Annotated in this window: 13 protein-coding genes; 5 read left to right on the forward strand and 8 right to left on the reverse strand. The window is 63.8% G+C overall.

Translation table 11 applies throughout. The annotated features are described in order from the left end of the window. Positions 1-29 precede the first annotated feature (29 nt). Positions 30-788, forward strand: a complete 759-nt coding sequence (locus WDS16_RS01455; protein WP_338889944.1) for an SDR family oxidoreductase — start codon at positions 30-32, stop codon at positions 786-788. Positions 789-794: 6 nt separating this feature from the next. Here WDS16_RS01455 and WDS16_RS01460 read toward each other — a convergent pair whose 3' ends face one another. Genes WDS16_RS01460 through WDS16_RS01470 form a run of 3 tightly spaced genes read right to left on the reverse strand, consistent with a single transcriptional unit; the run spans position 795 to position 3061 of the window. Then, positions 795-1040, reverse strand: a complete 246-nt coding sequence (locus WDS16_RS01460; RefSeq protein ID WP_338889946.1) for a DUF2630 family protein — start codon at positions 1038-1040, stop codon at positions 795-797. Between the two features lie 39 nt (positions 1041-1079). Next, positions 1080-2249 carry a hypothetical protein gene (locus WDS16_RS01465; RefSeq protein ID WP_338889948.1) on the reverse strand — a complete coding sequence of 390 codons (1170 nt, stop codon included), beginning with the start codon at positions 2247-2249 and terminating at the stop codon, positions 1080-1082. A gap of 35 nt (positions 2250-2284) precedes the next feature. Further along, the gene (locus WDS16_RS01470) at positions 2285-3061 is read right to left on the reverse strand and encodes a crotonase/enoyl-CoA hydratase family protein (RefSeq protein ID WP_338889950.1); all 777 of its coding nucleotides are present in this window, start codon (positions 3059-3061) and stop codon (positions 2285-2287) included. 61 nt (positions 3062-3122) lie between these two features. Between WDS16_RS01470 and WDS16_RS01475 the strand changes: the two genes are divergently transcribed. Continuing rightward, positions 3123-3728 (forward strand): TetR/AcrR family transcriptional regulator, encoded by a 606-nt coding sequence (locus WDS16_RS01475; RefSeq protein WP_338889952.1) that lies wholly within the window; start codon positions 3123-3125, stop codon positions 3726-3728. Continuing rightward, on the forward strand, positions 3725-5350 hold the full coding sequence (locus WDS16_RS01480) for an acyl-CoA dehydrogenase family protein (RefSeq protein ID WP_338889953.1): 1626 nt from the start codon (positions 3725-3727) through the stop codon (positions 5348-5350). The genes WDS16_RS01475 and WDS16_RS01480 overlap by 4 nt, the downstream gene beginning before the upstream one ends. Positions 5351-5357: 7 nt before the next feature. On the opposite strand, the gene WDS16_RS01485 is transcribed toward WDS16_RS01480, so the two are convergent. The 3 genes from WDS16_RS01485 to pgi form a co-directional block, all read right to left on the reverse strand. Beyond that, the gene (locus tag WDS16_RS01485) at positions 5358-6272 is read right to left on the reverse strand and encodes a hypothetical protein (RefSeq protein WP_338889954.1); all 915 of its coding nucleotides are present in this window, start codon (positions 6270-6272) and stop codon (positions 5358-5360) included. Positions 6273-6383: 111 nt separating this feature from the next. Further along, positions 6384-7328 (reverse strand): type IV toxin-antitoxin system AbiEi family antitoxin domain-containing protein, encoded by a 945-nt coding sequence (locus WDS16_RS01490; RefSeq protein WP_338889955.1) that lies wholly within the window; start codon positions 7326-7328, stop codon positions 6384-6386. Between the two features lie 117 nt (positions 7329-7445). After that, on the reverse strand, positions 7446-9095 hold the full coding sequence (gene pgi / locus WDS16_RS01495) for a glucose-6-phosphate isomerase (protein WP_338889957.1): 1650 nt from the start codon (positions 9093-9095) through the stop codon (positions 7446-7448). 88 nt (positions 9096-9183) lie between these two features. On the opposite strand from pgi, the gene WDS16_RS01500 reads away from it, so the two are divergent. Next, positions 9184-10635, forward strand: coding sequence for an NAD-dependent succinate-semialdehyde dehydrogenase (locus WDS16_RS01500; RefSeq protein ID WP_338889959.1), 1452 nt, complete (start codon positions 9184-9186; stop codon positions 10633-10635). Positions 10636-10688: 53 nt separating this feature from the next. Here the strand turns inward: WDS16_RS01500 and WDS16_RS01505 are convergent, their stop codons facing one another. Beyond that, positions 10689-10979: a chorismate mutase gene (locus WDS16_RS01505; RefSeq protein ID WP_068377453.1), complete on the reverse strand. Its 291-nt coding sequence runs from the start codon at positions 10977-10979 to the stop codon at positions 10689-10691. A gap of 383 nt (positions 10980-11362) precedes the next feature. On the opposite strand from WDS16_RS01505, the gene pcrA reads away from it, so the two are divergent. Then, positions 11363-13807 carry a DNA helicase PcrA gene (pcrA, locus tag WDS16_RS01510; RefSeq protein WP_338889961.1) on the forward strand — a complete coding sequence of 815 codons (2445 nt, stop codon included), beginning with the start codon at positions 11363-11365 and terminating at the stop codon, positions 13805-13807. Positions 13808-13864: 57 nt separating this feature from the next. On the opposite strand, the gene WDS16_RS01515 is transcribed toward pcrA, so the two are convergent. Beyond that, positions 13865-14911 (reverse strand): M23 family metallopeptidase, encoded by a 1047-nt coding sequence (locus tag WDS16_RS01515; RefSeq protein WP_338889963.1) that lies wholly within the window; start codon positions 14909-14911, stop codon positions 13865-13867. Between the last annotated feature and the right edge of the window lie 102 nt (positions 14912-15013).

The raw sequence follows: 15013 nt of genomic DNA on the forward strand, positions 1-15013 counted from the left end.
CTCTCCAGGGTGACATAGGGTCCAATGCCATGGGCGAGAGACGGAACAAGATTCTGATCACCGGCGCGAGTTCGGGCCTCGGCGAGGAGATGGCCAGGCGGTTTGCGGCGAAAGGGAAGGCCCTTGCGCTGTGCTCACGGCGGCTCGACCGGCTCGAAGCACTGCGGGACGAGCTGATCATCGCCAACCCGGGAGTCACGGTGGCGATCCGGGCGCTCGACGTCAACGATCACGATGCTGTGGTCAGGGTCTTCGGTGAACTCCATGACGAACTCGGGGGCCTCGATCGTGTCGTCGTCAACGCAGGCATCGGCAAGGGCGCCAAGATCGGCAGTGGACGAGCAGATGCCAATCTGGCCACCGCGCGGACAAACTTCATCGGAGCGCTGTCCCAAGCAGAAGCTGCACTCGAGATCTTCCGCGCTCAGAAGTACGGCCACCTCGTGCTCGTGTCCTCGATCAGCGCCGACCGAGGCCTGCCGGGCCCAAAAGCCGTCTACTCGGCCAGCAAGGCCGGCGTCGCGGCACTGGGCGAGGCGCTCGCCAGTGAACTCGCGAAGACCGACATCGTCGTCACGACGCTGCTGCCTGGCTACATCGCCACCGACATGTCGGCGAAGGCCGGAGACAACAAGTTGATGACGGCCAGCCTCGACGAAGGCGTGTCGGCCATGGTCGCCGCGATCGAGAAGGAACCGCGCCGCGCGGCACTGCCCGGCCTGAAGTGGCGGGGTATCGACGCTGCGTTGCGTTTCCTCCCGAACGAGCTTACCGACCGAATGGTCTGAGACACACTACTGCAGGTAGTGCTCGACCTGCTCGACGCTGTTGACTTCGGCGTCGTCCGGGTTCAGGCCGCGGTCGAGGCGCGCTCTGCGTTGACGAAGAAGGTCCCAGCACTGGTCGAGGGCATGCTCGATCGAGGCCAACTGGGCCTTCTCGTCGGTGGGATCGATCTCGCCTGCCTCGGTCAGCGACCGCAGCTTGTGCTCGGTTGCGACCAGCTGCTCGATCTTGCTGTAGATATCGTGCTCGCTCATGCATCCACGGTAGCCCTTTCCCGACGTACCGCATCCCTGCTACCACGACTTGTGGGGCAACCCCCGGCGCGTGAGCACTGCGGCTGCACGGTCGGTGAGTATCGGGACGAACCGGTTCTCGGTCCCGACGAGGGAGAGCGTCGATGTCGATCCCATCGTCGAGATGTATGCGGACAGGACCGTCTTGGTGCGCGATCGACCGGCGTTCGGGTGGATTGCTCGGGTCGCGACGGTGGTGGCCCGATGTCCAGAGATCGACGCGATCGACTCTGGGAGTGCTCCGATGTTCGAACACAACACGCGCGCAGTTCCGAGCGACGACGTCATCGTCGCGGCCCTGGCGTCGGACATCAGTTGGACCGCCTCGGCCGGGAAGCCGCTCGGCGCGTTCGCAGGGGTCGCGATAGCGGCCTTGGTTGCACGTTTGATGTCCGCGAGGGTGTCGGTGCCGGACACGCTGACGGTGGCCATACCGATTCGGTTGGTGCCGCGTGCATTCGACCGAAAAGGCACGTTGACGCTGATGGGCTCTCGTTCCCCGAGGGAGGCGGCGATCTCGGCGACCAGCGAAATGAACGCCGTGTTGGACAGATTCGCCTCGATGTCGAAAATGGCGGTACTGGGGTGTACGTCGTGAAATTCGACGGTCTTTCTCGAGCGAACGTATCCGGTCAGCTCGCGCCGGGAGTCTCGGCTGAGCACAAGACTCGCGGATGCCCGCACCGAACCCGCAGCAACCCGCGCGGCGAGCGAGACCGCGTCGCCGAGATCCGAGCTTCGACGCACGCGAAACTCCGGCGCACTCCCCTCGAATGCCCTCCCCGCCGCCGCGATGAGACCCGCTGCGTCTGCCAGGGTGTGCGAGCAGACCAGTGACATCACGGTCCCACCCGTCTCGACCGCTGCCACCGACATCCGCCAGCCCGGTCCGAACTCTGGATCGAGCTCGATGTCTCCTTGCGCGTCCGCCCAGCTCAGCACCTTGTCTTCGCTCAGTGGTTCGGCATCGTAGCGAAGTGGGTGTGACTCGGTGGAGCGAGTCCAGCGTCGTCGCGCACCGGGAACACGAGGACTGACGATCTTTCGGCCGAGCTGACCCGATGCCAGATTGGCATGCACCGCAGCGAAATCCACTCGGTCGACGCGTTCGTCGCTGCGCCAGATGCCCTGAAGGACGATGGGCAGTCCAAACCCCCGGTGTGTTCTCAAGAAGATATCGTCGATGACGGACAGGCGATCTCGCCTCACGGCGTGTGTCTCGAGTGGCTGGCGCCGTGCCTGCCCGCGCCCGAGGCGAATTGCTGCGCACCTCCGATTGCATCGGCGGACATCGAGATCGCGCCGTGCCGAAACTCGTTGGAGATAGCGGCTTCCAATTCCAGACCGTCCTGCTCGAGCAGCGACAGGCGATCCTCGCGCATGCACGTCTGCGGTAGAAGTGCCAGATCGGCTGCGAGTGCCTCCGCAGCGGCGCGCGCGCCACCGACTTCGACGACGCGGTTGGCCAGGCCGATGGCAAGAGCTTCGTCGGCGTCGACTGCACGGCCGGTGAGAATCAGATCCATCGCTCGCGACGTACCGATCAACCGTGGCAACCGCACTGTTCCACCGTCGATCAGCGGGACGCCCCATCGCCGACAGAAGACGCCCAACGTGCTGTCTTTCTCGATGATTCGAAGGTCGCACCACAGGGCAAGTTCGAGGCCGCCCGCGACGGCATAGCCGGAGACCGCAGCGATGACGGGCTTGGACAGCTGCATCCTCGTCGGCCCCATCGGACCGTCGCCATGTTCGGTCGCGTGGTTGGAGCGTTCCGTTCCGAGTGCTTTGAGATCGGCGCCGGAGCAGAAGGTTCCACCTTCGCCCCACAGCACCGCGACGGCGGCATCGTCGTCGGCGTCGAACTCTTCGAACGCAGCGACCAGCTCGGCTGCCGTGGGGCCGTCGACGGCATTCCTCGATTCCGGTCGCGACAGGATGACGGTGGTGACGGGCCCCGAGCGTTCGATCCTCACTGGCATGGTCTCGACGGTACTCGAGGGGGCTTGTGTGAAGCAATGAATCAGTGCTTCACTTCTTGCCATGCCGTACCGCCGCACGACGGCCGTGCAAGCTCGACTCGATGCCGGACGCGACAAACTCTTCGCTTCGGCGATCGATGTGCTGTCCGAACAGGGCTATCGCGGGCTGTCTATTGCATCCGTCGCCGCGGCTGCCGGGGTCTCCGCCGGTAGTGTCTACACCCACTTCGAGAGCAAGTCCGACCTGGTCGTCGCGATATTCCGCGAGGTATGCGGGCGCGAGGTCCGTGCCGTCGCCGACGCCTGCTCGTCCGGCGATGTTGCCCAGCGGGTCACCTCGATCGTCGAGACGTTCGCCGGGCGCGCCATGAAGAACCGCACCATGGCGTACGCACTGTTGGCAGAGCCTGTCGATCCTGCCGTCGACGCCGAACGGCTCGTGTTCCGGCGCAGTTTCACGGCTGCGATCGCCGGAGCGATCGCCGCCGGCGTCGCCTCGGGTGAGATTCCAGCGCAGAACGTGGACCTCGCGGCAGCAGGACTCGTCGGGGCGGTGGGGGAGGTCCTCGTCGGTCCGCTGCGTCCAGACCGTGCCCCCGGAGACGATGCCGACGTCGTTCCCGATCTCGTTGCCTTCGCCCTTCGTTCACTAGGAGCCACGTCATGAGTTTTCCGGACACACACAGCGTGTTCAATCAGGTCCCCGATCTGCTTCCATACGACACATCCGACGACGCCTCGCTGCTCGAGGGACTCGAACGCGAAGGTGCCCAGTACTCGCGCCCCGAACTCCGCGAACTGGGAGATCTGGCCGGCAGCGTCGAAGTTCAGGAATGGGGGCGCCTCGCCAACGAGAACCCGCCGATCCTGCGGACACACGATCGATACGGCAACCGCATCGACGAGGTCGAATTCCACCCGCACTGGCACGATCTGATGTCGGTGGCGGTAGCGAACGGCCTGCACGCGACGCCGTGGCAATGCGACCGGGCAGGAGCCCATGTGGCCCGCGCGGCGAAGTTCTACGTATGGGGTCAGGCCGATGCCGGGCATATGTGCCCGATCTCGATGACCTATGCGGCAGTGCCAGCGTTGCGACACAATGCGCAGCTCGCCGATCTGTACGAGCCGCTGCTGGCATCGACCCACTACGATTTCGGGCTTCGCACTCCTACCGAGAAGCGCGGTCTCATCGCCGGAATGTCGATGACAGAAAAGCAGGGCGGGTCCGACGTCCGCGCCAACACGACGACGGCGACACCATCCACGGACGGCACGTACACAATCGTCGGACACAAGTGGTTCACCTCGGCGCCGATGTCGGACATGTTCCTCACGCTGGCGCAGTCGCCGGGTGGCCTGTCGTGCTTCCTGCTGCCTAGGGTATTGCCCGACGGCACTCGTAATCGTATTGCGCTGCAACGACTCAAGGACAAACTCGGCAACAAGTCCAACGCATCCTCGGAGGTTGAATATCGAGGGGCCACCGGGTGGCTGATCGGCGAAGAGGGTCGCGGGGTGCGGACGATCATCGAGATGGTCAACATGACGCGGCTGGACTGCGTCATCGGATCGGCGGCAGGAATCCGCAACGCGACGGTCCGCGCGGTCCATCATGCGCGCCATCGTTCGGCGTTCGGGGCGCAACTGGTGGATCAGCCGTTGATGCGGAATGTGCTCTCGGACTTGATCGTCGAGTCCGAGGCCGCGACGACCGTCATGATGCGTCTGGCAGGGGCGACGGACCGGTCGGCGCGGGGAGACAGTCAGGAGACCGAACTGCGTCGAATCGCTCTCGCCGTCACGAAGTACTGGGTGTGCAAGCGTGCGCCGTCGCATGCCGCGGAGGCGCTGGAATGCCTCGGCGGCAACGGGTACGTGGAAGATTCGTCGATGCCGCGCTTGTTCCGAGAGTCGCCGCTGATGTCGATCTGGGAGGGATCGGGCAACGTAGCCGCACTCGATTCTCTGCGTGCGCTGGCCAAGCAACCGGACGTTGTCGAGGCATACTTCACCGAGGTCGGTCTTGCAGCAGGGGCGGATTCACGCTTCGACGACGCGGTGTCTCGTCTCGGCAAGGAGCTCGCCGATCGTTCCGATATCGAATATCGCGCGCGACGCGTCGTCGAGCTGATGGCGTTGGTTTTTCAAGGCTCGCTGTTGATCCGGCATGGCGACGCGGCGGTGGCCGATGCGTTCTGCGCCAGTAGGCTCGGCGAGGATTGGGGCGCGGCCTTCGGGACCCTGCCGACGGGACTGGACACCGCGGCGATCTTGGCCCGAATCTAGGCTCGTTTCATGTGAAGGATCCGCGTGGAGCAGGCAGGCCGGCCGCGCGGACGAAGGCCCGAGCGATCCGATCGGTGAGCGCTCTGGGGGACGCGAGGTCTTCCCAGTTCCATTGCACGACAACCCATCCAAGATCGCGCATTCGCTTTCTCTGTCGCGAGCACTCCACGTCGGCGACGACAGGGTCGGCCCCGTAGAGTCCCTGGCCCTGGAATATGCAGATCACCCCGTGATCGGGATAGAGGAAAGGCACCCTGGCGACGGGTAGGCCGAATTCGTCGGACAGGCATTGCCCGAGCAGCGGTGGCGGCAGCGGCAGCGTGTCGAGTTGCATACGACTGCGTGATTCTCCCGCGCTCTGGCTTCGCGGTGACATCGATCCGACCGCTTGGCGAGCTTTTGCCACACCCGTTCGGTTCCTTGCATCGTCGAGCGCGGCAAGCAGTTGCGCGTGCGTTGTCAGGCCGGCGCGAAGTGCGTAGTCACCGACGCACACCGCGGGATGCAGCGGTAGCGATCTGGCCAGATCGACCACCGTCCGCGTAGGTGTAGTGACCGCAAACCCGTTCAGCGTCATCAGGTCGGAGGACGGCACGGGCGATCCGTGCAGAACTCGCTGTCGACCGCGCTTGCCCGCATACGAGCGACTGATCGTGAACGTGACCTTGTCCAGCGGGATATCCCACGTCTCCATCCCGTGCAGCACCGCCGCGGACACGTGACTGAACACCGTGTCGGCGCTCGACTCCGCGAAAATAGCCTCGGCGAGGACGGCGTGCCGTCGATGATCATCGAGTGTTCGGTAGACCTCCGCCCTGATGAAGTGCCCGCGCCGGACGGTGACGAGTTCGCCGCTGGCCCGGCCTCGTCGCAGATCGTCGTCGGTATAGCCGCGTGCCAGCGCATCTGTACGAGAGAACATGTGGTTCTGATCGAAGTCCATACTGAGTTGGACGTACCGACCGTCCGTTCGGATCCCTCGGCCGCACGATTTACCCCCGAGTTGTGCGCCGTGGTGGCCTCAGCGCGCACATCAGGGGAGTAGATCGGCGCGGAATGTGCCCTCCGGTTCGGGTAGTCGCGATGCACGGGCCAGCGCGCGGCGTACGCGGTTCACCAGTTCCTCGGGATCGGCAAGATCGCTCCACCCCCACCTGGCGAACGACCAGCCCACCTCGCGTATCCGATCTTCGCGCTGCTTCTCCGCGAGGACGTTCTTTCGGACCTCGGTCGGCCGCTGCCCGTACTTGCCTTGACCGTCGAACTCGCAGCAGACGCACGGGCCGGCGAACAGAAAGTCGACGCGACCGAGGAATCTGCCGACAGCGTCGAACACGGACTGATTGAGTAGTGGGGACAGACCTGCCGCGACGAGAATCAATCGACTGCGGGTTTCGCCGACGCTCTCGCTTCGATCCGTCATCGCCGCGACCGCTTCGGCAGCATTTCGAACGCCGGACCGATACGTGGCCAGCGCTACTGCCTCCTCGAGTTCGCGGATCGTGACGAGCCCGCGGCGCAGCGCGGAATCCCCGACGCACACAGCGTGCTCGAAATCCGTGGATCGCGCGATGTCGATGACGGTTCGCGCTGGAGTGGTCAACGAAAGCCCCTGATGCGAAGTACATTCGACGGATTCGACCGCGGTCCCGTGCACGATCCGTCGGCGGCTCGTCTTGGCTGCGATGCTTCGGCCGGATGTCACGTGCACCCGCGCCAGCGGCAGCCCCCACACATCCATTCCCCATGCAATTGCGGCGGATTGATGGCTGAGCAACAAGGTGCGTTCGCCGGACATCGACCGGGCCAGGAGAAGGTGCTGCTGTTCGGAATCGAGGGTCCCGAGGTGTTCGGCCGTCACATACGCACCAGGTCGGACAGCCACGAGTTCACCGCGTAGTCGTGCACGCCGCAACTGACCATCGGTGACTCCGGCTGCCAGTGCGTCAGCGCGAGAGAACAGTCCGTCGAAGTCCATACTCCCTTCGACGTACTTGGCGGTGGAATGGATCCCTCGGCTGCACGATTTACCCCCCAGTTGTGCGCTCCGATAGCTTCTCGGCGCACAACTGGGGAGTAAATCGACTCTGCTGAGCTACTTCGCGCGCCCCCGCTGATCGCGGTACCAGCGGACGAGAGCGTCGGTGGACGAATCACCCTGCTTCTCCGGTGCCGCCTCATCGGTCAGCACAGGCGTCAGCTCCAGGGCCTGGGTCTTGCCGAGCTCGACACCCCACTGGTCGAACGAGTCGACACCCCACACCACACCCTCGACGAACACCTGGTGCTCGTACAGCGCGATCAGCTGCCCGACGACGGACGGGGTCAGCTTCGGCGCCAGGATCGAGGTCGACGGACGATTGCCCGGCATCACCTTGTGCGGCACGACGTCGGGAGCGGTTCCCTCAGCGGCGATCTCATCGGCCGTCTTGCCGAACGCGAGGACCTTGGTCTGGGCGAAGTAGTTGCTCATCAGCAAGTCGTGCATGCTGCCGGTGCCGTCACGGGTCGGGAGGTCGTCCGTCGGCTCGGCGAATCCGATGAAGTCGGCGGGAATCAGCCGGGTTCCCTGGTGCAGCAACTGATAGAACGCGTGCTGTCCGTTGGTGCCCGGCTCACCCCAGAAGATCTCCCCGGTCGACGTCGTCACCGGAGTGCCGTCTGCCTTGACCGACTTGCCGTTGGACTCCATCGTCAGCTGCTGCAGGTACGCGGGGAAGCGTGAGAGATCGTTGGAATACGGTAGTACCGCGCGAGTTTCCGAACCGAAGAAGCTGCTGTACCAGAGCCCGAGGAGGCCGAGCAGCGCCGGAGCGTTCTGTTCGAGTGGCGTCGTGCGGAAGTGCTCGTCGATGCGGTGGAAGCCGTCGAGGAATTCCCCGAATGCCTCTTTGCCGATCACGGCCATGACCGAAAGACCGATCGCCGAATCCACCGAGTAGCGTCCGCCGACCCAGTCCCAGAACCCGAACATGTTGGCGGTGTCGATACCGAACTCCGACACGCGCTCCGCGTTGGTCGACACTGCGACGAAGTGCTTGGCGACCGAGTCTTCGCCGAGGGCATCGACGAGCCATCGCCGTGCTGCTGTGGCGTTGGTCAACGTCTCCAGCGTCGAGAACGTCTTCGAGGCAATGATGAACAGCGTCGACGCCGGGTCGAGCCCGACCAACGCGGCAACCAGATCGGCGGGATCCACATTGGAGACGAACCTTGCATCGATTCCGGCGTCGGCATAGTGACGCAGCGCCTTGTAGACCATCACGGGTCCCAGGTCACTGCCGCCGATACCGATGTTGACCACTGTCGAGATTCGCGAACCGGTCGCGCCGACCCATTCACCGGAACGCAATCGATCGGTGAATTCGCCCATCCGCGTAAGAACTTCGTGGACATCGGCGACGACGTTCTGCCCGTCGACCTCGAGCGTCGCGTCGGCGGGGAGCCGCAGAGCGGTGTGCAGGACTGCCCGATCCTCGGACGTGTTGATATGTTCGCCGGCGAACATCGCGTCCCGACGGCCTTCGACGTCCGCGGCGCGAGCGAGTTCGACCAGAAGAGACACTGTCTCACTGTCGATGATGTGCTTGCTGTAGTCGATGTGCAGATCGCCGGCATCCATCGTGAAGGTTCGGCCGCGATCCGGGTCCTCGGTGAACAGGTCTCGAAGCTTCTTCTCGCCGATCGCCTCGTGATGTGCTTTCAGGTTGCTCCAGGCGTCGCTGCCCGTGATGTCACCGCTCATGTCTGCAAACCCTAATCTGCTTCGCCGGCTTGTGCGCGTCTTCTCGTACCCTCTGGGCACACGTGAAGCCTGGGGGCACACTGGAAGAATGGAGACCAATTCACTCGTCGAATCCATCCAACCGAAGCTGTGGATCGGTGGCCACGCCGTCGATGCCGAAAACGCAGCGACGTTCGAGGTCAACGATCCAGCTACCGGGAAGCCGATCACCAGGGTCGCCGACGCCAGCGCTGCGGACGCGAAGAAGGCGATCGACGCGGCTGCGGCAGCACAGAAGTCGTGGGCGAAGACGCCCGCTCGCGAGCGCGGTGAGTACCTTCGTGCCGCATTCGAGAAGATCACCGAACGTGCCGACGACGTCGCGACGCTCATGACGCTCGAGATGGGCAAGGCTTTGGCCGAGTCGAAAGCGGAAGTCAAGTACGGCGCGGAGTTCTTCCGGTGGTTCGCCGAGGAGGCCGTCCGCATCGAAGGCCGATACACGCCTGCACCTGCTGGCAACGGTCGCATTCTGGTGAGCAAGATGCCGGTCGGCCCGGTTCTTGCCATCACTCCGTGGAACTTCCCGCTCGCGATGGGAACCCGCAAGATCGGCCCCGCGCTCGCTGCCGGATGCACCATCATCGTCAAACCGGCCAGTGAGACGCCGTTGACGATGTTGTTCCTTGCTCAGCTCTTCGCCGAGGTCGGGCTCCCCGACGGTGTGCTGTCGGTGCTGACGACGTCGAAGTCCAGCGCGGTGAGCGCGCCGATCCTCGAGGACCCACGGCTGCGAAAACTGACATTCACCGGTTCCACGGAGGTGGGGAAGAAGCTCATCGAGCAGTCGGCAGGAGGGTTGCTGAGAACCTCGATGGAACTGGGTGGCAATGCGCCGTTCGTCGTGTTCGACGACGCAGATGTCGATGCAGCAGTCGACGGTGCGATGCTCGCGAAGATGCGCAACGGCGGCGAGGCGTGCACGGCCGCGAACCGATTCCACGTCGCGAACAGCGTGCGAGAAGAGTTCACCGCGAAGCTCGTCGAGCGGATGAAGGAGATGACACTCGGTCCAGGCATCGATCCTGATACCAAGCTCGGACCGCTGATCAACGCAGATCAGTTGGGCACGGTGAAAGAACTCGTCGACGACGCAGTGCAGTGTGGGGCGAACATTGCACTCGGTGGCGAGGCACCTGGCGGGGACGGGTACTTCTATCCGGCGACGGTCCTGACGAATGTGCCGGCGAACGCGCGAATCCTGAAGGAAGAAGTCTTCGGCCCGGTAGCGCCGATCGTCGGCTTCGATACCGATGAAGAGGGAATTGCGGCGGCGAACGCCACCGAGTTCGGACTGGCGTCGTACATCTACACCCGTGGACTCGACCGTGCGCTACGGGTGGCGGACGCCATCGACAGCGGAATGGTGGGAGTCAACCGGGGAGTCATCTCGGATGCGGCCGCGCCGTTCGGCGGGGTCAAAGCGTCCGGCTTCGGTCGTGAAGGCGGAACCGAGGGGATCGACGAATACCTGGAAACCAAGTACATTGCCCTGACCTGACAGCCCTGACTGCTTCGTCGTGCATGCCTTAGTGGCATGCACGACGGAAGTCTCTAGTGTCCGAGTCGTCCGCGACCCAGGCGAAGAAGCAACATTGCGAGCGTGTGGCCTTCCTGGCCGAGGCTGCTGAAGCGGTCGAGTACCTTCATTTCACGGCTGTGCACCAGGCGCGGGCCGCCGGACGCCATGCGCGTGCGGCCGATGAGCTGTGATACCTCGGTGCGGCGCTGGATGGCAGCGAGGATCTCCGAGTCCAGCCGATCGATCTCCTGGCGGAGTGCATCGATTTCGGCCTCGGAAGAGGGCAACGCAGTCTCGGTGTCGATCTTTGTCGTAGATGCCATTTCGTCTCCTCGTGTCACAAGTGTGGATCGTTGTTCGATCCGACACCGTTACGTCCCCCCAACTTCGAGGACTTGCCGCAGAACTATGTAATGCTGTGTGCTGAGTCACATCTTTTCGGCCCGCGAATCCCCGGGATGGAGAACCACGGACCGCGTTACTAGGAACAACCCCCGCGACCCCGCGCCGAAGAATCGGCTGCGTACAGGGCATAGCGACGAACGATATTTTCGATCACCGATCCAGTGTGCCACCTGTTCGCAGTCCTGAAAAGTCAGTCGGGGAGCCGAATCGTCCGTTCGGTTTTGTGCTGCGTCCTCAACCAGCAGTCACGCATGGGTTCGTGTAAAGGGGTGTCGGTGCGCGCCGGTAGCCTGGGCAAGCGATGAATACGAACCTCACGGCACTACCTGTTCCCGGAAAGTCGGCCGCTTCCGGAAAGTCCGAAGCACTGCTGGAGGGACTCAACCCCCAGCAGCGTGAGGCTGTGATGCACTCGGGATCGCCGCTGCTCATCGTGGCCGGGGCAGGGTCGGGAAAGACGGCTGTTCTGACGCGTCGTATTGCGTACCTGTTGGCCGAGCGCGGGGTCATGCCGGGCCAGGTTCTGGCCATCACCTTCACCAACAAGGCCGCCGCGGAGATGCGTGAGCGCGTCGCCGGCCTCGTCGGCCCCCGGGCCAACAGCATGTGGGTCTCGACCTTCCACTCGAGCTGCGTGCGCATCCTCCGCAACCAGGCGTCGTTGCTGCCCGGGCTCAACTCGAACTTCTCGATCTACGACGCCGACGATTCACGCCGACTGCTGACGATGATCTCCAAAGACCTGCAGATCGATACGAAGAAGTTCTCGGCGCGGCTGCTCTCGACAGCGATTTCGAATCTGAAGAACGAACTCATCGGACCTGAGGACGCTGCCGCCGACGCCGACAAGCAGATGGTCGAGCTGCCCAAGCTCGTCGCGCAGGTGTACGGCATCTACCAGCAACGGCTTCGGTCGGCCAACGCCATGGACTTCGACGATCTGATCGGCGAGACCGTCGGCCTGTTGCAGGCGTTTCCGCAGGTCGCCGAGTACTACCGTCGCCGGTTCCGGCATGTGCTCGTCGACGAGTACCAGGACACCAACCATGCGCAGTACATGCTCGTTCGTGAGCTGGTCGGCCGCGAGGATTCCGACGGAGCACTCGAAGGCACCATCGCGCCAGGCGAGCTGTGCGTCGTCGGCGACGCGGATCAGTCGATCTACGCGTTCCGTGGCGCCACCATTCGCAATATCGAGGAGTTCGAGCGCGACTACCCGGACGCCCGAACCATCCTCCTCGAGCAGAATTACCGTTCGACACAGAACATCCTGTCCGCAGCCAACTCGGTCATCTCCCGCAACACCGGCAGGCGCGACAAGCGGTTGTGGACGGACTCGGGGGAGGGCGAGCTCATCGTCGGCTACGTGGCCGACAACGAGCACGACGAAGCGTCGTTCGTCGCCTCGGAGATCGACAGGCTCGTCGACAACCACGACGTGCGCTACGACGAGGTAGCGGTCTTCTATCGAACCAACAACTCCTCGCGTGCGCTGGAGGAGATCTTCATCCGCCTCGGGTTGCCCTACAAGGTCGTGGGCGGGGTGCGATTCTACGAACGCAAGGAAGTACGCGACATGGTCGCGTACTTGCGCGTGTTGTCCAACGAAGACGACACGGTGAGCATGCGACGAATCTTGAACACGCCGCGTCGGGGGGTCGGTGACCGTGCCGAAGCATGCGTCGCCGTCCATGCCGAGCAGCGCGACATCAGCTTCTCCGCAGCACTCCACGACGCCGCAGCAGGCAAGGTCGCACTGCTCAATTCGCGTTCGCAGAAGTTGATCGGCCAGTTCCTCGAACTACTCGACGAACTCCGCTCGATACTGAACAGCACCGACGACGACGGCAACGACATCGCGGACATCGGCGACGTCGTCGAGGCTGTACTCGATCGCACCGGGTATCGCGCCGAACTCGAAGCCAGCAGTGACCCCCAGGACGGTGCGCGGCTCGACAACCTCAACGAGCTCGTCAGCGTGGCACGAGAATTCACCTCGGAGGCGCGCAACCTCGCCGCAGTGGAAGCCGAAGCCGACGTAGAGGTGGAGCGAGAGGAAGGCACTCCCGAACCCGGTTCGCTCGCAGCGTTCCTCGAACGGGTGTCACTTGTCGCCGACACCGATCAGATACCGGATTCCGGAACGGGTGTCGTCACCTTGATGACGCTGCACACCGCGAAGGGCCTCGAATTCCCCGTCGTCTTCGTGACCGGGTGGGAGGACGGGCAATTCCCGCACATGCGCGCACTCGGCGACCCGAACGAATTGTCGGAAGAACGCAGGCTCGCGTACGTCGGTATCACTCGTGCACGGCATCGTCTGTACCTCACGCGTGCGATCATGCGCTCGGCATGGGGTCAGCCGATCAACAATCCGGAGTCGCGATTCCTGCAAGAAATTCCACAATCGCTGATCGACTGGAAACGTGAGGATCCAGGCATCGGTGGACGGCCGAGATCAGGTGGTTTCGGTGGCGGCGGCTTCGGGGGTGGCGGTGGTTTCGGTGGCGGTGGCTTCGGCGAGCGTCGCGGGCAGCAATCGACGCCGAGCTTCGGCTCCGCGCGCGCACGCAACAACGCTCTCGTTCTCGCCGTGGGCGACCGCGTCAATCACGACAAGTACGGTCTGGGAACTGTTCTCGAGTCCACCGGCACCGGTACTTCTGCCATGGTGTTGGTCGACTTCGGTACGTCGGGACGCGTGAAGATGATGCTCATCGGCGGCGTGCCGATGACCAAGCTCTGAACAGACGAAAGCCGCGCACCGAATAGTCGGGTGCGCGGCGGGGAGTGCGTCGAACTGTCAGTCCATTTCGGGTCCGAGGCCGATGCCTCGGGAAGCCAACCACGGAAGCGGGTCGATCTTGCTGTCGCCCGGGAGGTGGACCTCGAAGTGCAGGTGCGGTCCGGTGGAGAAACCACGGTTGCCCATACGTGCGATCTGGTCTCCGGCCATGACTTCCTGGCCGACCGTGACGTTCGCGCTGTCGATGTGCCCGTACACGGTGATGGTGCCGTCGGCGTGCTGCAGGCGAACCCACATTCCGAAACCGGCCGCGGGGCCCGCGTCGATGACTTTGCCGTCGGCGACCGCGAGGATCGGTGTGCCGATAGCGTTGGCGATGTCCACGCCTGCGTGGAGAACTCCCCAGCGCTGACCGAAGTTGGAGGTGTACGTACCAACTGCGGGAAGCACGAACAGCGGTCGGCGGGCGGCAGCCTCACGTGCGGCGCGCTCTTCGCTGAAGCGCTGCCCCTTGGCGAGGAGGTCGTTGAACTGGCTGAGATCGACGGGGTTCGCGACATTCAGGATCTGTGGAGCCGAAGAAGCAGAAACGTCGGTCGTGGTGTCAGCGGCGAAATTGGCTGCCTGCGGGACGGCCGTAGCGGCGACGCCCGGGGCTGCTGGCGCTGCGCCTGCAGCGAGAGCAACTTCCTCGGACATACTCGGAGCGGAAGGTCCGTGGTCGATGACGGCCTGGCCTGCAGCCACGACGGCACCTGCAGCGACTGCCAGGACGGCGGCGCGGCCCTTGAGTGCGGTGGGAGGCGTCGGGATCCGATGCGCGCCACGCCGACGAGAAACAGCGATCTCGTTTGCAGGAACACCCTCTGTAACGAAATCAGGCTCCGCCGAGACATCCACTTCGGAGATGCTGTGCAGCTCGCTGTCGTGGTAGCTCTCGGCAGAGCCGTAGTTGCTTGCGAAGTAGTCGTAGCCGGTCGTATCGAAGTCTTCCGCTTCGGTTCCCCAGCTGGTCTGAGTCGTGAACACGGTGGGCGCGCTTTCGGTTACCGCTGCCGGTTTTACGAACCGGCTGGTGGTGAAGGACGCGCGGTGTTGCGACAAGACTAGCGACCTCCCACTTCCGTGATCTGCTCGTGACTTAAGACTCGGCAGACGGTAACGAAACGATTGCGGTACGCGCAAGTTAATCGACCTAAACCGACT

Origin of the sequence: Rhodococcus sovatensis (genome assembly GCF_037327425.1) — a bacterium.
Taxonomy (GTDB): Bacteria; Actinomycetota; Actinomycetes; order Mycobacteriales; family Mycobacteriaceae; genus Rhodococcoides; species Rhodococcoides sovatense.